General features: G+C 33.5%; 17 protein-coding genes. 15 read left to right on the forward strand and 2 right to left on the reverse strand.

Annotation, left to right across the window (positions count from 1 at the left end):
* Positions 1-211: 211 nt before the first annotated feature.
* Positions 212-1,084, reverse strand: a complete 873-nt coding sequence (locus tag AC3IS5_RS09210) for a helix-turn-helix domain-containing protein (protein WP_489427531.1) — start codon at positions 1,082-1,084, stop codon at positions 212-214.
* A 166-nt stretch (positions 1,085-1,250) separates the two neighbouring features.
* On the opposite strand from AC3IS5_RS09210, the gene AC3IS5_RS09215 reads away from it, so the two are divergent.
* From AC3IS5_RS09215 to AC3IS5_RS09230, 4 genes are all read left to right on the forward strand, one after another.
* Positions 1,251-2,594, forward strand: a complete 1,344-nt coding sequence (locus tag AC3IS5_RS09215; protein ID WP_489427532.1) for a carbohydrate ABC transporter substrate-binding protein — start codon at positions 1,251-1,253, stop codon at positions 2,592-2,594.
* A gap of 76 nt (positions 2,595-2,670) precedes the next feature.
* Positions 2,671-3,561 carry a carbohydrate ABC transporter permease gene (locus AC3IS5_RS09220; RefSeq protein WP_489427533.1) on the forward strand — a complete coding sequence of 297 codons (891 nt, stop codon included), beginning with the start codon at positions 2,671-2,673 and terminating at the stop codon, positions 3,559-3,561.
* 15 nt (positions 3,562-3,576) lie between these two features.
* On the forward strand, positions 3,577-4,458 hold the full coding sequence (locus AC3IS5_RS09225) for a carbohydrate ABC transporter permease (protein WP_489427534.1): 882 nt from the start codon (positions 3,577-3,579) through the stop codon (positions 4,456-4,458).
* Positions 4,459-4,519: 61 nt separating this feature from the next.
* Positions 4,520-4,687 carry a DUF6903 family protein gene (locus AC3IS5_RS09230; protein ID WP_169786306.1) on the forward strand — a complete coding sequence of 56 codons (168 nt, stop codon included), beginning with the start codon at positions 4,520-4,522 and terminating at the stop codon, positions 4,685-4,687.
* A gap of 310 nt (positions 4,688-4,997) precedes the next feature.
* Here AC3IS5_RS09230 and AC3IS5_RS09235 read toward each other — a convergent pair whose 3' ends face one another.
* Entirely contained in the window at positions 4,998-5,816 is an 819-nt protein-coding gene (locus tag AC3IS5_RS09235) for a purine-nucleoside phosphorylase (RefSeq protein WP_489427535.1), read from the reverse strand.
* 594 nt (positions 5,817-6,410) lie between these two features.
* On the opposite strand from AC3IS5_RS09235, the gene AC3IS5_RS09240 reads away from it, so the two are divergent.
* The 11 genes from AC3IS5_RS09240 to AC3IS5_RS09290 all read left to right on the forward strand — a co-directional run bounded on the left by AC3IS5_RS09240 (position 6,411) and on the right by AC3IS5_RS09290 (position 19,036).
* Positions 6,411-6,977, forward strand: a complete 567-nt coding sequence (locus AC3IS5_RS09240) for a DUF4256 domain-containing protein (protein ID WP_489427536.1) — start codon at positions 6,411-6,413, stop codon at positions 6,975-6,977.
* Positions 6,978-7,220: 243 nt separating this feature from the next.
* A complete protein-coding gene (locus AC3IS5_RS09245) occupies positions 7,221-7,712 on the forward strand; it encodes a DUF2716 domain-containing protein (protein ID WP_489427537.1) in 492 nt (163 codons plus the stop codon).
* A gap of 383 nt (positions 7,713-8,095) precedes the next feature.
* The gene (locus AC3IS5_RS09250; RefSeq protein ID WP_489427538.1) at positions 8,096-8,704 is read left to right on the forward strand and encodes a hydrolase; all 609 of its coding nucleotides are present in this window, start codon (positions 8,096-8,098) and stop codon (positions 8,702-8,704) included.
* 141 nt (positions 8,705-8,845) lie between these two features.
* Positions 8,846-9,262, forward strand: coding sequence for a VOC family protein (locus AC3IS5_RS09255; RefSeq protein WP_489427539.1), 417 nt, complete (start codon positions 8,846-8,848; stop codon positions 9,260-9,262).
* 349 nt (positions 9,263-9,611) lie between these two features.
* A complete protein-coding gene (locus AC3IS5_RS09260) occupies positions 9,612-10,007 on the forward strand; it encodes a DUF3888 domain-containing protein (RefSeq protein WP_489427540.1) in 396 nt (131 codons plus the stop codon).
* Positions 10,008-10,587: 580 nt separating this feature from the next.
* A complete protein-coding gene (locus AC3IS5_RS09265) occupies positions 10,588-12,126 on the forward strand; it encodes an AMP-binding protein (protein WP_489427541.1) in 1,539 nt (512 codons plus the stop codon).
* A 43-nt stretch (positions 12,127-12,169) separates the two neighbouring features.
* On the forward strand, positions 12,170-12,595 hold the full coding sequence (locus AC3IS5_RS09270; RefSeq protein WP_489427542.1) for a MaoC/PaaZ C-terminal domain-containing protein: 426 nt from the start codon (positions 12,170-12,172) through the stop codon (positions 12,593-12,595).
* A gap of 1,216 nt (positions 12,596-13,811) precedes the next feature.
* Entirely contained in the window at positions 13,812-14,588 is a 777-nt protein-coding gene (locus tag AC3IS5_RS09275) for a DUF6414 family protein (protein WP_489427543.1), read from the forward strand.
* 414 nt (positions 14,589-15,002) lie between these two features.
* Entirely contained in the window at positions 15,003-16,748 is a 1,746-nt protein-coding gene (locus AC3IS5_RS09280) for a glycoside hydrolase family 35 protein (protein ID WP_489427544.1), read from the forward strand.
* Between the two features lie 191 nt (positions 16,749-16,939).
* Positions 16,940-18,034 carry an NADH:flavin oxidoreductase gene (locus tag AC3IS5_RS09285; RefSeq protein ID WP_489427545.1) on the forward strand — a complete coding sequence of 365 codons (1,095 nt, stop codon included), beginning with the start codon at positions 16,940-16,942 and terminating at the stop codon, positions 18,032-18,034.
* 255 nt (positions 18,035-18,289) lie between these two features.
* Positions 18,290-19,036, forward strand: a complete 747-nt coding sequence (locus AC3IS5_RS09290; RefSeq protein WP_489427546.1) for a class I SAM-dependent methyltransferase — start codon at positions 18,290-18,292, stop codon at positions 19,034-19,036.
* The last annotated feature ends 159 nt before the right edge of the window (positions 19,037-19,195 follow it).

A 19,195-nucleotide genomic window follows, 5' to 3' on the forward strand; every position in this document is an offset into this window, starting at 1 on the left:
AACTGAGGGAGAGAATCTTGAAAAAACTGTAGTAAATACACACAAAAAAATACTACCAAAAGGCCAGGTGTAAACTTTGGTCACTGGTAGTGTTTTGAATTTTCAGTTATTAATTCGTATATAGAATAGAACGGCTAGGATTTCTAAATTAAAACTACATTTTTTTAATCTAAATAAATACAATTAATTTTTACTACTACTTTATATTCTCCTACTTTTCTATTATAGATTGTATAATATTTGAACTGTTTTTCTTAGAGCTTTTGATTTTCCTATATTGTGATGGAGATAATTTCGTAACTCGTTTAAAAGATTGAGAAAAAAATGACTGTGATGAAAAGCCTGTAATTGTTGATATGTCAGATATCGAATAGTTTGTTGTTTCTAACAATATTTTACTTTCTCTGATGCGAGTTTGGATTAAATATTCAATAGGAGAGATACCTACTGATTTTTTGAATGAATGTGCCAAATAGTATTTATTGATATGAATAATTTCTGCTAACGTATCTAGGTTTATGGCTTCACGGAAATGTTGCTTTATATAATTCTTAATGAAAACCAAATTTTTACTCATGGTTTGAGTTGAGGTTTCTTCTAAAGTGAATGTTTTTTTTCTCGTAATTTTTAGCAATAAAATCTCTAAAATATTATGTGCTATTAGTTCGTAACCTTCGTGTTGTTTCTCTACTTCTTCTATCAATTGATGAAGATAAAAGAGATAGGATTCTTGTTCTTGTTTGTAATTGTCAAAAGTGACCTGTAAGTTTGAATCATCTGGAGATGTGAATGCGAGTCCTTGGATTCCGAGTGCAATGTATTCAAGTGGGAGATCAGTTGTCGATTTTTCGGTATGCTCTACGTGTGGATTGACGACAATCAAATCATGTTCTGTTACATGTACTTCCTTATTCGAAAAGATAAAAGTTCCTTTACCTTTAAGTATGTACAAAATTTCTGTGAAGTGATGGGTATGAGTAATGCTGTGCCAATCTTTATCATATTTCGATTTTGTTACATAAAGAAGCTTTACTGGGAAATGATCTCTATGTGATTGTGGTACTTCATATATATCATTTGACATATAAACGCCTCCTAGTATTAACACCTATCAATATTATAGTTTTTTTAGTAAAACTTGGCAATAGAAAGCAAGATATCTAAAAAACTGAACAAGATGTATATTGTGAAAGCGTTTTTATTTTTCGTATACTTTATATATGAGGGAAAATGGGAAAGGGGAGAAAAAAATGAAAAAGAAAGCTTTGCTAGCAGGTACGATAGCATTATTATCGATTGGTTTAATGGCTTGTCAAGACAAAGATAATGCGGAGGTCGGTTCAAACGGCGGCGAAACACTTAAAGAGAAACAAACGCTTCATGTGGCAGCGCTAGAATCAGCTTATGGCAAAGATATGTGGTCTAAAGTTGTCGACGCGTATCAAACTGAAAATCCAGATGTAAAAGTGGAATTGACTGCAGATAAAAATTTGGAAGATGTTATTAGCCCGAATATGAAAGCTGGAAATTATCCAGATGTGGTTTTATTGGCTACAGGTAGAAAGTTAGCTCTTACAGAAAACTTAATAAAAGATAAAGCGTTAGAAGACATTACAGGTGTACTTGATAAAAACGTTTATGGGGAAGATGTAACTGTTAAAGATAAGTTAATTCCAGGCTTTACAGATACACTTGCTACAAATCCTTTTAATGACGGTAAAACGTATTTAGCGCCGATGTTCTACAGTCCTACTGGATTATTCTATAATGCAAATTTATTAAAAGAAAAAGGTTGGGAAGTACCTACTTCTTGGGATGAAATGTGGGCATTAGGTGATAAAGCGAAAGCAGAGGGAATCTCTTTGTTTACATATCCAACTACTGGATACTTTGATGCATTCGTCTATTCGTTACTTTTAGAGGTAGGTGGGCCTGACTTCTATAATAAAGCGATGAGTTATGAAGATGGTATCTGGGAAACTCCAGAAGCAACAAAAATGTTTGAAATAATCGGAAAATTAGGTAAATACACAGAACCTACGACTGTTGCTAATGCAAATGATAAAGATTTTAAAAAGAATCAACAATTAATTTTAGATAACAAAGCACTTTTTATGCCAAATGGTACTTGGATTGTTGGGGAAATGGCTGATGCACCTAGAGCTGATGGATTTGAATGGGGCATGACTGCGTTACCTGCAATTGAAACAGGAGGCGATCGATATGCGTTTACATTCTTTGAGCAAATGTGGATACCTTCTGCTGCTAAAAATAAAGATGCAGCAAAAGACTTTTTAACATTTGTTTATTCTGATAAAGCTTCATCTATTTTTGCGGAAGCTGGAGCGGTTCAACCGATTAAAGGGAATTCTGAAAAACTAACTGGCGACAATAAGCTTTTCTATAGTATCTATGATAACGGAGCAAAAGCAGGAATGGGTGGTTTTGCAGCAACAGATGCGGTTGAAGGTGTTAGTATAGCTGATACATTATTCAGAAGTATCGACAGTATTGTTTCAGGTGACAAAACGGTAAAAGAATGGCAAAAAAATGTTGAAAAAGTAAGCGATCAATTACGACCAGCATTAAAATAAACGAACACTATTTTACTAAGATATAACGGTGAAGGATTTTCCTCACCGTTATATTTAATTTGTAGAGGTGAAGACATTGAAAAAGACAACAGAAAAAAGGATATTCATTTTTGTTTGTACGACGCCGGCCTTACTCTTGTTAACACTATTTATGATTGTGCCTACGATTGAAGTATTTCGGATGTCTTTGTATAAATGGGGAGGATTTTCAAATAATCAAGTATTTGTTGGTTTAAATAACTTTAAAATATTATGGAATGATATGAATTTCATTCGCTCTCTCCAAAACAGCATATTATTAATTGTAGTAGTAACACTTATTACGATGGTACTTGCCATACTTTTTTCAACATTATTAACTAGAGAAAATGTAAAAGGTGGAAATTTCTTTAGGATTATTTTCTATATTCCTAATATATTATCAATTGTGGTTATTGCCGGAATATTTTCGGCGATTTATGATCCAACATCAGGTTTATTGAATAATTTTCTTTCTGTATTTAACCTTGAAAGTTTACAAAAAATGTGGCTTGGAGACCAAAAAATTGCGATATACAGTATTAGTGGAGCACTCGTATGGCAAGCTGTCGGCTATTATATGGTTATGTATATGTCTAGTATGGCCAATATTCCAGAAAGTTTCTACGAAGCTTCATCTTTAGAAGGCGCGGGACGTATTACACAATTTTTTAGTATCACTTTGCCGTTGATTTGGAACAACATTCGTACAACATTAACGTTTTTTATTGTCAGCACCATAAATTTAAGTTTTCTACTTGTACAAGCAATGACTGGCGGCGGGCCAGATGGTTCGACAGAGGTATTTTTAAGTTACATGTATAAGCAGGCTTACACAAATTCCTCTTATGGTTATGGTATGGCTATTGGAGTAGTAATCTTCTTATTCTCATTCGCATTATCAGCTATTATTAACCAAATCACCAAAAGGGAAGTGCTTGAGTACTAAGGAGGACCAAGAAAGATGAAAAAACAAAAGAAAATGAGCGTAGAGAAACTTTATCGATTGTTTATTTATGTAGCGTTACTTACGTTAGCTATTACGATTATCATTCCTGTTGCTTGGGTTTTCATAGCCTCGATAAAAGAAAAATCAGAATTTTACACGAGCCCTTGGGACATGCCGAAAGGTTTCTATTTTCAAAACTTTATAGACGCTTTCGAAAAAGCAAATATGGGCACGTATATGTTAAATTCTATCATGGTTACGGCCTTAGCAATTCTAATTTTATTAGTTGTTGCCTTACCGGCGGCTTATGTATTGGCTAGATATACATTTAAAGGTAGTAAAATTTTAAATACTCTGTTTAAAGCAGGATTATTTATTAATGTGAACTATATTGTAGTGCCAATATTTTTAATGTTACTGGATGTGGATACGGTCATACGTGGAAGATTTGGTGATGGTTTTTTATTAGATAATTTGTTTGTTTTAGCTTTAGTGTACGCTTCAACGGCATTGCCTTTTACTATATATTTATTGTCTAGTTACTTCCAAACGTTACCATCAACATATGAAGAAGCTGCATGGGTCGATGGTGCCGGATACTTTAAAACGATGTTCAAAATTATGATTCCGATGGCGAGACCTAGTATTGTAGCTGTTATCTTATTCAATTTCCTTTCATTTTGGAATGAATATATAATTGCACTGACATTGATACCTGGTCCGAATAAAACGTTGCCTGTAGGGCTTATGAACTTAATGGCAGCTCAAAAATCAGCTACAAATTATGGACAAATGTATGCCGGAATGGTTCTCGTTATGTTGCCAACCTTAATTTTGTACATTTTGGTTCAAAAGAAATTAACCCAAGGAATGGCTCTTGGCGGATCGAAGGAATAGAGGGTGCATATGAAAAAGAATAAAGAGTGCGTTACACTTCCGGATAAGGAGTTTTTCTATTATGAAACGTAATTTCCTAATTACCTTACGAATTGTCATATTCATCACTTGTTTGGCTTTGATAATTGTAGGCCAAAAAACAACTGGCAAATTCGAATTGGGCATAATGCTAGTAGGATTAGCTGGTCTCTTGGGACTCCTTTACAGTTACAATCGAAAATTCATATAAAAATCGAATAAAGTCAGAGGAGTATTCGTTAAATAATTTATGAATAGTTGCTGATATCTTGAATTTCATTGAATATAAAAAAATTAGAAACAACATTTTTGCAATACTGGCTTATCTTATAGAAAAAAACACCCCTTTCATTCTGGTTTAAGAATGAAAGGGGTGTTTAAGTTAATACTGACTAATATACAATATTTTTTTCTAAACGTATTAGAAATGGAGTCTACGGGAATCGAACCAGATAAAAACCCCCAATCGGTAGTTTTTATCTAACAATTGGAGGGAGTTCACATTAATTCTTAACTCAATATTACATTTCCTCTAAAATACCCTTAACTAATCCTACAAATTGTTCTCTAACTTTAGCCGCCACTTCAATTACTTCATCATGAGTTAATGGCTGATCTAAAATTCCGCATGCCATATTTGTCATGCAGGAAATGCCAAGTACTTTCATGTTTCCGTGAATAGCTACAATTGCCTCTGGAACTGTAGACATACCAGCAGCATCTGCTCCTAATGTACGCATCATACGGATTTCAGCAGGAGTTTCGTAAGCTGGGCCACTCGACCAAGCATAAACACCTTCTTGTAATCTAAAGTTTTGTTCTTTAGCAACTTTAGAAGCAATATTACGTAGATCTAGATTATAAACCTGAGAAGTATCAGGGAAACGAGTTCCCAATTCATCATTATTTGGACCAATTAATGGATTTGTACCTACTAAATTAATATGATCAGTAATTAACATTAAATCTCCAGGGCTAAAACTTGTATTTATAGCACCAGCAGCATTAGTAACGATTAAATTCTCTACACCTAACGCCTTCATCACACGTACTGGGAAAGTTACTTCAGCTAATGAAAAGCCCTCATAATAATGGAAACGACCTTTCATAGCTACTACTGTCTTTCCTTTTAATTCACCAATTATTAGTTCGTTTGCATGGCCAATTGCTTCAGATTTTGCAAAGTGAGGAATTTCACTATAAGGAATTTTGACAGATTTTTCAATTTCATCAGCAAGAGTTCCTAAACCTGAGCCCAAAATCAGTCCAATCGTAGGACGATAATCTGTTTTACTCATAATGAAATCTCTAGTTTCTAAAATGTCTTGTAATTTGTGCATCAATAAATCCTCCTTAAATGAAAAAAATAATCGTTACTTAATATTAAGTTGTTAATAGACAAAATGTTAATGAATGCTTTCCTTAAAAGAATGTTGCTCTTCTTAACATTTAATCAATAGAATATTAATTGATTTTTTAGCTAGTGTAAATAGGGTGAAAAAGGTTAACACAAAATAGACAATTTTTATGAAGGCTGTTCTTTAAATACAGTCGACGGAAGGTATCCAAGTGTTTCATCTTAGTGTGGCCAATCGCGTATTACTTATTCAACTAAAGTAGCTGGATATTTCAATAAAGTATAGTTTTGGGAAAGATAGAACACTTATTGATACCAATACAACTAATTAGCCTCCCGCAAACTATGTAGTTGAATATAAAAAAGGTTATGCTAAAGCAGAGATTTTTTTTAGAAAAAATAAGACCGTTTGATTGGGATTTAAGGCTATAATTGAATTTAGTAACAATAATTTTAAGCTAATTGTGAGCTTTAGTTTAAGATCAATGAATGCATAGACGGCTCTTTTAATTGTTGTGCTAACGCAGCAGTTTAATAATTAAATCATAATGAGGAAAACAATAAGGGGGAAACTAATATGACAAAGAGAAATCCAGAATTGTCACTTGAAAAACGTGAGGAACTACTTAGAACTTTGAAAGCCCGATTTGAGAAGAATATGAACCGCCATAAAGGTCTTGAATGGGATAAAGTTCAAGCTAAGCTTGAAGCTACTACTGAAAAACTGTGGTCGCTCAATGAAATGGAAGGTACTGGCGGTGAACCAGATGTTGTTGGTCATGATAACAAGACGGGCGAATACATTTTTTATGATTGTTCAGCGGAAAGTCCTAAAGGTCGCAGAAGTGTTTGTTACGACCGTGAAGCACTGGAGTCAAGGAAAAACCACAAACCAGAAAATAATGCTATTGATATGGCAACTGCCATGGGTATTGAACTATTAACGGAAGAAAAATACCGCGAGCTGCAGAAACTTGGAAATTTCGATATGAAAACGTCGAGCTGGGTGCAAACACCTGCTAATATTAGAAAACTTGGTGGGGCCATCTTTTGTGATTATCGCTACGACACTGTCTTTGTGTACCACAACGGAGCAGAATCCTACTATGCTGCAAGGGGTTTCCGTGGCTCGCTAAGAGTCTAAATTTTGCATAGACAGCTATATTTGAATTTGAGAACGGGTCAATAGTTGAAATAATAGTGAAATAAAAATTGAACTGGATAAAAAAGCTACTTTTTTAACTGTGATTCAATTGAATGAAGATGACTAATTTTGTATTTGATATTGATGTTAATTAGAATTTTGTAAAGTATGGAACTTAAACTAATGGAGGCTTTAGTGGAAGAAATGTTTTAATAGACGCTAAAAAAGAAGGTGTTCATTCATATGAGAAACTGGCTTGAACTAACCAGTAAAGAAAAAGAAAAAGTTTGGAATAAAATAGATCATGAATTGAAGTTTGAACCAAGTGTGTCCAATTTCCCATCTTTTAAAGCACCAACCCCTTATATTACCTACGATATCTCACTATACTTTGGCGAATATGAGGGTTTAGATGCCTATGATGACTTGGAGGAAAAAGCATTACTTGTTTTTCAAGAAAGTACTTCAGTAGATGAATATATGTATGCGTTAGATTGGCAGCATGAATGTTATTGGATGAATCCCCATTTAGAATTTCAAAAAAACGAATTCGATGAATGGACAGTTCCAATTTTCCCAAATGGCGATTATTACTTCTTTATTCATAAGGATTTTGAGTGGGGATATTTAGGCCACCCTTGGGAAAGAACCATAACTGTTTTTGGAAAAGAATTGATAAAGGGTTTTGAAAAACATCGACCAAAAATGTTTGAAAAAATATTACGTCAGGGATAATGTAGACTTGGTTCAGTTAACAGGGGCCTTAGTAGAAGGGTGTTGAGCTCTACGGATGACTCTTTTAACAGGCGATAGAACGATAAAAAAGGAGGGTTATTATCGAGGTAATTTTAACAAGTGTCTTTTCAGCGATAATAATATTTATAACTGTTTATTCTATAACTAAGGTATTAATTATTGCGTATAAGAGGAACGAAATATCACATCGGAAATTTCTCTTTTTTGCAACTTCTTCGGTTGTAGTAGGTTTAATAGCAGCTTCAACTTTACCCTTTGTTTATCAAAAAATAATAGACTACATCTACTAACCACTGTTTTAGAGAGACTTTTTACTAATGCAGCAGAATAATTAAAGAATTTATCAAAGGGTGTGGGGAATTATGGGTTCAAGAATAATGCACTTGGTTATCGCTAATAGAATTGCAGAGTGTCTGTCAATAGAAGATAGAACACCATTTTTACTGGGAAGCATTGCGCCAGATGCTGTTTCACCTAAAGAAGAATCACATTTCTTTAAAGGTGAAGTACAAGATTATTCACGGAGCATTGATTATAAAGGGTTTATACATAAATATCATGCGCAAGTAGAAAGTCATTATATTTTGGGATATTATACACATTTAATCGCTGATGATATATGGCTGAAAGGTTTTTATCTTCCTTGGTTGAAAAACAGAATGGAAGCTAATGAAGAAATATTTAATTTATACCATAATGATTTCCGTTTACTAAATGGAAAATTATTAGAGTACTATGGTTTTACAGACGAATTGAGAAAAATACTCAGTGATTTTCCTTCAATATTTGATTTGCAAGAGGTTAAGTCCAAAGATGTTGATGAATTCATTCCTTTTGTATTGGACGATATGGAGTACGATAAAGAAGTGATAAATGAAAAACTTAATGTATTTACGTTTGATCAGATAGTTGGTTATATAGAGACATCAGTTGACCAGGGGTTATTGAATATAAAGCCTTTACTTTCTTAATCTGTTGTTAAATTTGAATATTCGACTTAAATGGGCGTTTCTACAATATGTGGAAACGTTTTTTTACTAAATGTTTAAGTTAGTCGTAAAATGGACACAACTTTATTTAATGTGCTAATTTCAACTTGGAGGTGATATTAAATGGCTTTTCAATCTAAAAATATTTTCATCAATATACCAGTGAAAGATATGAACAAATCCTTCAAGTTTTTTCAAGAGTTAGGTTTTGATTTCAACCCACATTTCAGTGATGAGAGCACAGCCTCTATGATCATTAGCGACAATATCTTCGCATTGCTAATGGTTGAAGATCGTTTCAAAGAGTTTACCAAGAAGGAAATTACGGATACTACTACTTCTGCAGAAGCGATTTTCTGCTTATCTGCTGAAAGTCGGGATCAAGTGGATGAGTTGGTAAATAAGGCACTGGCATCTGGTGCTAAGCCTTATAGTGAGCCGCAAGATCACGGATTTATGTATATATGGGGTTTTCAGGACTTAGACGGTCATATATGGGAAATAGCTTATATGGATGAAAGTGCAGTAAATCAGGGATAAATTTTTCGGTTAAAGTTATCTTATAAAAGTTTCATTTTCGAAGTGATGATGCCTTAGCAGGTGTCATCTTTTTTTTTACCTTAATTCGGGAATAATAGGACATCGTATTATTTTACAAAGAGGGGAATTTCGATTAAGAAAAAAGTGTTATTCACCATAACGACATTCACAATGAGAATGGACAAGTGAAATTTTAAAGTAATGTATTTAAAGTAACTGATACTTTAATAGAAGGTTGTTGAGCTGTTCAGACTGCTCTTTTTTTCATATTCAATTCGACAAATTACTAATAATTTATATGAATCGGGAAAACTACCTTAACTGATAAAATAAGGTGGTAATTAAAAATATGAGAAACAAACAATATACCTTTAATTTGGCTAAATTTGTTTTGGTATTAACGTTATTATCTATAGTTGTGGTGTTAGCGGGCAAAGATACAGCTGAAACTGAGATAGTTAGAGCTGAAGCACAGCACTCTGATTTCTATGACGTACTATTAGTGCTATTAAACCCTTATGCAAACAAAGCTATTAATAAGCTATATCCAAATCGTAGTTATGCACTTTGGAATGCGGAAATATTAGAAGTGAAACGACTAAATGGTGGATATTCTCAATATGATTTTACTGTTAAAGTTAAATATGATACGTATACAGGTCCTTTAAACCCACCCGAAGGTCCTGTTACAATAACCTTTCATGTAACACTAGAAGGAGTATCAGTAGAAAAAATTCAAAAGTGAAAATAGATTTAGCATTGTATATAAAACAATTAAATCGGGTGATACAAGATGGATAATGTCACTTAAACAAACTAGTTAATCTCGGTGAAGGTAGTTCAATTAAGTCTGATTTATCAAGGCTTAAAGCAATCCTGAAATAAGCTCCTTTTCGTCATTGACAGAAATAATCTGTGAAGGCACCTGCGAAAAACAGAGTAATGCTTCCTGTATAGAATGATGAATAGAACAGGTTGGAAAATGTTTAATCATAATATCTTGAACGAGCATTTGAGTATCAGCTAGCAAAAAAATGAATTACATTATTAAGGGATTAATATTCTTTTACCAAAATGAGCAAAAAATGCACACTTTACACATCATTTGTTTACAAAAAAATGTGTAAAGTGTGCATTTTTGTTTACGATTGTTTACACATTTGAAATACCGAAATGATGATTTTTAAGAGAATAAATAGTTTGGCACGGAAATTGCTTTTAAAAAAGTGAACAGAAAATTTCTGTGTCACATTTTTAAAAATAGCAATAGGGAAGGGGCTATTACTCTGAAAATCAACTACAGTAGACATTTACGTCAAGTAGCGATGCAATACTCTGACAAAGTAGCACTTGTTAATGTGGAGAGAGAAAGAAGTTTTACGTATATGGAACTTCATAAATTAACAAATCGCATTTGTCACTTGATTACTGACCATTTTCAACTAAAACTGGGGGATGTTTATGGTAATCTGCTAGAAAATGATAATAATAGTTTATTTGGTTTTTGGATGTTTAAAATTTTACCGACTGCGATGTGGTTTAATTTTCGTGATTCATTAGAGGAGCATCTATATCAAATTGATTATTTAAATCCAAAATTGTTATTTGTTGAGAAGGCTATTATTGAAAATCCTGATTATTACGCTGCGTTTAGACAACGTGGTATTGAAGTGGTATCGATGGACCGTCCTTCACAAGAGTTAGAGGGAGTTTATTATTTCTGGGATTTAATTGAAAAAGTAAGTGATGAAGAGTTGAATGTTGAATACGACATGGATGAGCATGTTTGTTTATATCGATTTACTGGCGGTACCACAGGTCGCGGCAAGTGTGCGATGTATGTACCACAAATTTTTTTCAGTGGCATGAATCAAATGCTTTCGCAAAATGAAAATTTAATTGATAGTGAAACGAAGCTACTTCATGTTACGCCTCTATCGCATGCTACTGTGATTTTTGTATTACCTGTTTTATATAAGGGTGGAACGCAATATACAATGAATATTCCCGATTTAGACCGACTATGCAGCGTAGTAGAGAAGTATCAGTTAACTTCGACATTTGTTGTACCGACGTTATTGTATCGTTTATGTGATTTAGGGCTGGAGCAGAAATATGATTTACGAAGTTTGAAAACGGTTTATTATGCAGCATCGCCTATGAGTCCAGCGAAGTTAATGGACTTAAAGGGGAAATTTGGAAATATTTTCGTTCAAGGATATGGCTCTACAGAAGCTTGGCCATTTGTAACAATGCTTGGAAAAGAAGACCATGAAATTCGTAAAGAGGAAGATATAGTTCGATTAGGATCAGCCGGAAAACCATTATCTGGAGTAGAAATTCAAATTACGGACGAGTTTGGTAAAGAGGTATCTGAAGGCGAACTTGGAGAGATATGGATTAGAGCGAAGGTGGTAATAAAAGGATACCATCGTATGCCTGAGGAAACAGCGACTGATTTTGTAAATGGTTATTGGAAATCTGGAGATATGGGTTATATGGATGACAAAGGATACGTTTACATTGTAGATCGCAAAAAGGACATGATTATTACAGGTGGCTTTAATGTCTATGCAACTGAGGTAGAAAATATAATTAATGCTCACCCAGCAGTTCAAATTTCCGTTGTCGTTGGTATTCCTCATAAGGAATGGGGTGAAGCAGTGCATGCGGAGGTCATATTGAAAGATGGATTACATGTGACTGAAGCGGAATTGATTGAATTTACGAAATCGAAAATAGGGAAATATAAAGTACCTAAGTCGATTGATTTTGTATCAGAATTACCAGTAACGGCTGTTGGAAAGGTGTTAAGAAGACGTGTTCGTGATGTTTATTGGAAGGATGTTGACAGAAAAATTTAATAAGGGCTCTGCTCTTATTAAGGTTGAGAGAAGGTGAAGGTATATGCGTTTTTCAGAAGTTATCGTTGGCGAGAAATTTCAGTTAGGTAGCTTTACTTTAACTAAAGAAGAAATCCTTGATTTTGCACATCGATATGATCCGCAATATATGCATATTGACGAAGTAATGGCAGAGAATAGCACATTTAAAGGGATTATTGCTTCTGGTATGCAGACGCTTGCGATGACATGGGTGCAATGGGTGAAGCAAAATTACTACGGAAATGATGTCATAGCTGGGTTAGGTGTTAATAATGTACAATTTTTGAAGCCAGTTTATCCCGGTGATGAATTATCAGTTGAAGCAGAAGTTATTGAAAAACAAACTTGGAAAGAAGATAGCGGAGCAGTGACTGTAAGGTTAACGACTTCAAATCAACATCAGAAGGTAGCTTTTGTAGCAGAGGTGATCGGGTTAATTCGAAAGTAGGAAATGGGGTTCATGAAAGAGATGATTTTATTTTTCATTTGTTGAATGGATTCAATTTAACTTCTTTCAGCAAATGTATTCTTGTGACGAAACCTTAATATATCCACGTTTATGATCTGAGTTTTAGAATGATTTAGAGCCATTGACGTTGAACGAAGAAGGGTAAAGGTACTGAATCAAACTAGTTAAACTCAGTAAATTCAGTTGGATAAAGTCTGATTTATCAAGGCTTAAAGCAATCCTTCAATTAACTGAGTTAAATAAAATTAACTCAAAAAAATAATTATGTGAGCATTTTGGAGAGCAAGTGATCTGTTTCTAAAAGCTTAAAGTAAATTAGATTTGATTGTCGTATTTATTAAAGATGAATGTAAGGCATAGACGAAGCTCTATTGGTATTGGTTTTCTTCAAATAGAGTTGCAAAATTTTTATGTGAAGGGTATCGTCAGGGGACGGAGGACTGATAATGATTTGAGTAATATCTCGTCGCTGGATGGCACGATCCTCAATTCGAAAGCTGTGCCGATTTAAGAGTTACGTTGTAATAATGTTGATAATTTATAATAAAGATTGATTACTTAAAATCTCCTCTATATTTTTCTTAGAGGGGATTTTTGTAGTATTTACTTTAAAAACACAATAAAGAGATTGTGAAAAAATTTACTTAAACTAACGGAGCAGGTTAGTCCAAGAAGGAATTCCATTTTATAACGAATTTAATATTAGTTTCGGTGAACCGTATCATAAGTAAGTGCGGTTTTCTACTTTACGTTAATTAATCGTTCTAAAAAGAATTGATTATCTAGGGAATGAACAGTCTTACTAATTTGGTTGGGCTTTTTTTTCTATTTGTTCAATTGATAAATAATATAAAATGAACTTATGCCCTGCTCCGCTCAATTGAAAGGTTGAGTTTCTATAGATGGTCTACGGACGGGCTGGGGCTAAAAGTCTTGGTTGAACATAATCAATATAATGAAGCTCAGAAAACTATTTGAAGATGAATATTTGATTGAAAATTTGAAGTCTATTTCAAAAATAATTAGCAATCAGTTTTATACCTTAAGTTATTTGATCCATTATCTACAAAATAAATTAATTAAAGCCATCTAAAACGTTAATTTGAAAACGTTTTAGACGGCTTTTTGTTAAATTTTAATTACATAGGTTTCAAATGGAATATGCTATAATTTTACATATAATTAATTTGGAGAGGTGTTTTATATTTTTAAGAATCTATTATATTTTGATGCAAAAAAGGTAGCGGAGTATAAAGCTGTACTAGAAGGAAAAAAGCACGTAGCAATTAAAAATGTTAAAATTTCATCTTCGAAATCTTTAGAGGCGCAAATTTCAGTCTTATCAGGTGGTATTGGTGGAAGTAATGAAATGGAAGGAGAACTTGTAGATAATCTGTTATTAGATTGTAATGAGTTTGAACATTTATTAGATAAAAATGGTAGAGATTATTTTTTTGATTTTACTGAAGGAAATTTTGATATTGAAACAATTACTAAAACTTCAATTATAAAATTCGAGGGTATACTAAAAATACCTAATGAATTCGATATGATGGATTTGATTACACAATTTAAACCGCTGTTAATAAGTAGTATGCAATTAGGAAACCCTCAAGAGGAAGAAATCTTTAAAAGTATTTTTGCTAAAGAAAGTACAAAAATTCCTTTATTTATTGAAAGTGAATCATTTGAAAAAAACTTAGGCTTTGCTAAATTATCGTCAACGGAACTAATTTTAAATTTTGAAACATTAGAGGATTATGAAGCAGAAGATTTAACTTTTATAGCTAAAATTAATAGTCGGAAAAAGTATAATAATGCACCAATTGTCGTGTTTGATATTATGAAAGACTTGTTTTCCATCAGTAGGGGATTAAGACGTCAAATGGGTAATACTGAAGTAGAAGGTATGGAAAATATTAAAGTTGAAAGTGATGTTATAGAGCTAGAAATTTTAGCTATTTATAGATAATTAAAACCTCACTTAGCAACATTACGGTGAACCGTATCATAAGTAACTGCAAACTGGCATGATACAAGCCAGATTTTAAAACGATTAAATTAAAAGAAGTAATAACTCCAAAAATCACTTTGAGGTTATTACTTTTTTAATTTTTCTGATATTATAATAGTGATGGGAAATTTTTTCAAATAGATAAAAAGATGTTAAATACTAAATAGAGAGGATACTAATGAAGCTTAAAAGTCTAACTGTAGATAATTTTCGTAACTTTGAAAAGGTAAATATTAATTTAACAAATCAAAATGTTGTTTTTGGTATGAACGATGTAGAAGGTTGGAGGAGTAAGGTCAAGTAATGAATTAGAGACTTAATTAAATGCTCTATTCTTGTACATGCACACAAACTAAAAGGGAGAGAAGTCATTTGTCTAATTTAACGGTAAAAGGAAAAGATTTATATTTGAACGGAGAGCCATTTCAGCTTATTTCTGGAGCGATACATTACTTTCGAATTGTTCCAGAATACTGGGAGGATCGGTTGCTAAAGCTGAAAGCATGTGGCTTTAATTGTGTAGAGACATATGTGGCATGGAATCTGCATGAGCCGAAAGAAGGGGAATTTAACTTTTCAGGAATCGCAGATATTGAAAAATTTATTCAAATTGCTGAAAAAGTGGGCTTATATGTTATCGTCCGCCCAAGTCCTTATATTTGTGCGGAGTGGGAGTTTGGCGGTTTGCCAGCTTGGCTACTTGCTGATCGAAATATGCGCGTTCGTTCATACTATGAGCCATTTTTAGAAAAAGTGGATCGTTATTATGATGTATTATTAGAAAAAATGCGTCCGCTGTTATCGACAAATGGCGGCCCGATAATTGCCATGCAAGTAGAAAATGAGTATGGAAGTTTTGGTAATGACAAGGCATATTTAAAGCATTTGCGAGATGGTATGATTTCGCGTGGCATGGATGTGCTATTGTTCACATCAGATGGTCCATCTGATTTAATGTTAAAGGGTGGAACAGTCGAAAATGTTTTGGCAACCGTAAACTTTGGTTCGATGCCAGAACAGGCTTTTGGAAAATTGCAGGAACATTTCCCGGATACCCCAAATATTGTTATGGAATATTGGAACGGATGGTTTGACCATTGGGGTGAGGAGCATCATACACGGGATCCTCAAGATACAGCTAAAACCTTTTTTGACATGATTGAACAAGGAAATTCAGTTAATTTTTACATGTTCCATGGTGGAACGAACTTTGGTTTCTATAATGGTGCTAATTATGACGACAAGTATTTACCTACGGTTACCAGCTATGACTACGACTGTCCAATCAGTGAGGCTGGAGAGATTACTCCTAAATTTTATGCTGTCAGAGAGGCGCTTACTAAACTCCGAGACATTGGTGAACTTGTATTGCCGGCACCGATACCGAAAGTCAGTTATGGTTCCGTAAAAATGGAAGAATCTATTAGTCTATTCGATGCGCTAGAAAATATTTCTCAGCCAATACAACGTGCAAATCCAGAAACAATGGAAGAATTGGGTCAGAATTACGGATTTACATTGTATAAGACTTTTATTAATGGACCACATGAAAAAGCTCCATTAACCATTAAGGATGTGAAAGATAGAGCACTTGTATTCGTTAATAGACAATATATCGGTTTAATTGATCAGTGGGACAACAATTCGCTTGATATTGAGATTCCAAAAGACGGGGCCACTTTGGAAATTCTCGTTGAAAATATGGGGCGAGTGAATTATGGACCGGAGTTATATGATAAGAAGGGGATTACCCGTGGTGTTCGATTCCATTACCAGTTCCTATTCGATTGGACAATTTATACATTGCCCCTCGATAATATTGAACAACTTATTTTTAAGAAAAACGCCGTTAAGCATAATGGTCTCCCGACCTTCTACCGTGGAAAGTTTGATGTTGAGGAGATTGGGGATACATTTGTTGAGTTGCCTGGCTGGAAAAAAGGGGTTGTATTTATTAATGGATTTAATCTTGGTAGATATTGGGAGGTTGGTCCGCAGGAGACCTTATACTTACCTGGGCCACTGTTGAAAAAAGGTGAAAATGAACTGATTGTTTTTGAACTCCATGAACATGAAAATGATAGCATTTCACTTATTAATGAACATAAATTAGGCTAAATAAGAAACACTCTGAAATCGATTATTCAAGCCGATTTCATATAACGGGGGCACTAGTAGTAGATTTTGAGCTGTCTTAACAGCTCTTTTTTTATTCAACTAACGAAGCGGTTTAGTTGAATAAGGAAGAGGTTATTAATTGAAATAATCACCAAAAATAAAATAAAATTAATAAGCAGGAGGTAATTAACATGTCAGATACAAAAATGCTATTTGAACCATTTAATATAGGAAGGATTACTTTAAAAAATCGAGTAGGTGTGGCACCAATGACACGTATTAGTGCTACTGAAAATGGATTTGTAACAGATAAAATGGTTAAATACTATAGTTCCTTTGCTGCAGGTGGGTTTGGACTTATTATTACTGAAGGTACTTATATTGATGATAAACATAGTCAATCATATCATTATCAACCAGGCATTGCTTTTGATGACCAAGCACAAGAGTGGAAAAAAGTTGTTGATGCTGTTCACTCAGTAGGAACAAAAATCTTTATGCAGTTACAACATACTGGACCATTATCTCAAGGTAATCGTTTTGTTTTTGAAACAATTGCCCCTTCTTCTGTTCAGCCCAAAGGAGAGCAGCTTAAATTTTATTTAGGCGAAGGACCCTTTAGATTACCAAGAGAAATAACAAAAGAAGAAATAGCGGATGTTAAAATGAGTTTTGTCGATGCTGCTAAACGTGCTAAATCTATTGGTTTTGACGGCATAGAATTGCATGGCGCAAATGGTTATTTATTAAATGCTTTTCTAACGGAAAATACTAACAAACGTAATGATGAATATGGAGGTACTACAGAGAATAGAGTTAGGTTATTAGTAGAAACAATTCAGGATGTTAGAAAAGCAGTTGGAAAAGACTTTACCGTTGGTATTAGAATTTCACAATCCAAAGTGAATGATTACACATATAAGTGGTCAGCAAAAGAACAAGATGCGAAAATTATCTTTGGAACATTAGGAAAAGCTGGTCTTGATTACATACATGTAACAGAATTTGAAGCGTGGAAGCCCGCATTTGAAACAGGAAAAGATTCTCTTGTAGCACTTGCAAAAGAATATAGTCAATTACCTATTATTGCAAATGGACAGTTAGAGAAACTAGAAAGAGCTTCTGAAATTATTAATTATGGTCATGCTGATATTGTCACTCTAGGAAGAGGAGCATTGGCTAATCACGATTGGGTAAAGAAAATCCAAAATGGAGAGCCTTTAAAAGAGTTTGACTCAGTAAGAGTACTACGCCCAATTGCTGATATTAAAGATTTTGAAATATAAGGTGAAAAGAAACAAGCTAATTCTTTTATGGAATTAGCCTGTTTCTACATAGTCTTGTTCAACTAAAGGGGCAGCATTCATGTAATGCATGAACAGATTTATTTATGCAAAACCTACTAAATTTCTGAATAAATACACTTAACCTATGGGAGCGTTGATCCAAGAAGGATTAACGCTTTTTATGTTGAATTGTAGTGTACTAAAGGAGAAAGTTAGTCGTTTAAACTTCATTTCAATGGAGAGAGGGGAATTATTATGCAGAATGAATTTGATAACAAAACAAAAGAATATGCTATTGGTAGACCAACTTATCCAGAAGAAGTTGTAAATATAATGAAAGAATTGGGAATTGGAAAACAATCTACAATCGCGGATATTGGTGCAGGGACAGGATTACTTACTCATTTATTAGGTAGATTAGGTTGTAGGATGCTGGCTGTTGAACCAAATATTGAGATGCTATCAGAATGCAAGGAGTATTGCTCGCCTAATAAAAACATTGAATATATTAACGCACCTGCAGAAAGAACTCAAATAAAAGAGAATAGTGTAGATGTGATTACCATTGCACAGGCATTTCATTGGTTTGATAAGCAATTATGTAAAGCAGAATTCCAACGTATTTTGAAAGAGGGTGGATACGTTGTTATTTTGTGGAACGATATGCAAACAGATAGTGATTTTGCTAAAGAATATATAAATACTGTCTATAAGTATAAAGTTAAAACTACAGCTGGAATATCAAACTTTGACCCGCATAGGGAAAAGGTGAACTTTTTCGGACAAGATTATACGAAAGAATACTATGATAATTGGCATTCAATAACGGAGGAAGGTTTTATTGGTGGTGCATTATCGTTATCCTATACACCATCAAGATTACATAGTAATTATGATCAATTTATTCAAGAACTTCAAAATTTGTTTTTTAAATATCAACAAGATGGAAAAGTAACTTTACATTATAAAACTGAGATATGTATTGGCAAATTTTTAAAATAGTAAATTAGTAGTAATATACTTACTTATTTACCGAAATGGAAGGAAATATAAGTGGATATTTAATGATATTAATTCATAGAAAATTCAACTTAAGTTCCCATATTTGATTAAGATTTTTTATTTATTAAAAATTAGAAACCCGTTCAAGAATTTGAACGG

Source organism: Viridibacillus sp. KH_047 (genome assembly GCF_057838945.1).

Coding starts and splice junctions, on each gene's coding strand:
- AC3IS5_RS09265 (WP_489427541.1), top strand. CDS start 10,588: ATGCAATACTCTGACAAAGTAGCACTTGTTAATGTGGAGAGAGAAAGA.
- AC3IS5_RS09235 (WP_489427535.1), bottom strand. CDS start 5,816: ATGCACAAATTACAAGACATTTTAGAAACTAGAGATTTCATTATGAGT.
- AC3IS5_RS09260 (WP_489427540.1), top strand. CDS start 9,612: ATGAGAAACAAACAATATACCTTTAATTTGGCTAAATTTGTTTTGGTA.
- AC3IS5_RS09240 (WP_489427536.1), top strand. CDS start 6,411: ATGACAAAGAGAAATCCAGAATTGTCACTTGAAAAACGTGAGGAACTA.
- AC3IS5_RS09250 (WP_489427538.1), top strand. CDS start 8,096: ATGGGTTCAAGAATAATGCACTTGGTTATCGCTAATAGAATTGCAGAG.
- AC3IS5_RS09210 (WP_489427531.1), bottom strand. CDS start 1,084: ATGTCAAATGATATATATGAAGTACCACAATCACATAGAGATCATTTC.
- AC3IS5_RS09215 (WP_489427532.1), top strand. CDS start 1,251: ATGAAAAAGAAAGCTTTGCTAGCAGGTACGATAGCATTATTATCGATT.
- AC3IS5_RS09225 (WP_489427534.1), top strand. CDS start 3,577: ATGAAAAAACAAAAGAAAATGAGCGTAGAGAAACTTTATCGATTGTTT.
- AC3IS5_RS09290 (WP_489427546.1), top strand. CDS start 18,290: ATGCAGAATGAATTTGATAACAAAACAAAAGAATATGCTATTGGTAGA.
- AC3IS5_RS09230 (WP_169786306.1), top strand. CDS start 4,520: ATGAAACGTAATTTCCTAATTACCTTACGAATTGTCATATTCATCACT.
- AC3IS5_RS09245 (WP_489427537.1), top strand. CDS start 7,221: ATGAGAAACTGGCTTGAACTAACCAGTAAAGAAAAAGAAAAAGTTTGG.
- AC3IS5_RS09270 (WP_489427542.1), top strand. CDS start 12,170: ATGCGTTTTTCAGAAGTTATCGTTGGCGAGAAATTTCAGTTAGGTAGC.
- AC3IS5_RS09285 (WP_489427545.1), top strand. CDS start 16,940: ATGTCAGATACAAAAATGCTATTTGAACCATTTAATATAGGAAGGATT.
- AC3IS5_RS09255 (WP_489427539.1), top strand. CDS start 8,846: ATGGCTTTTCAATCTAAAAATATTTTCATCAATATACCAGTGAAAGAT.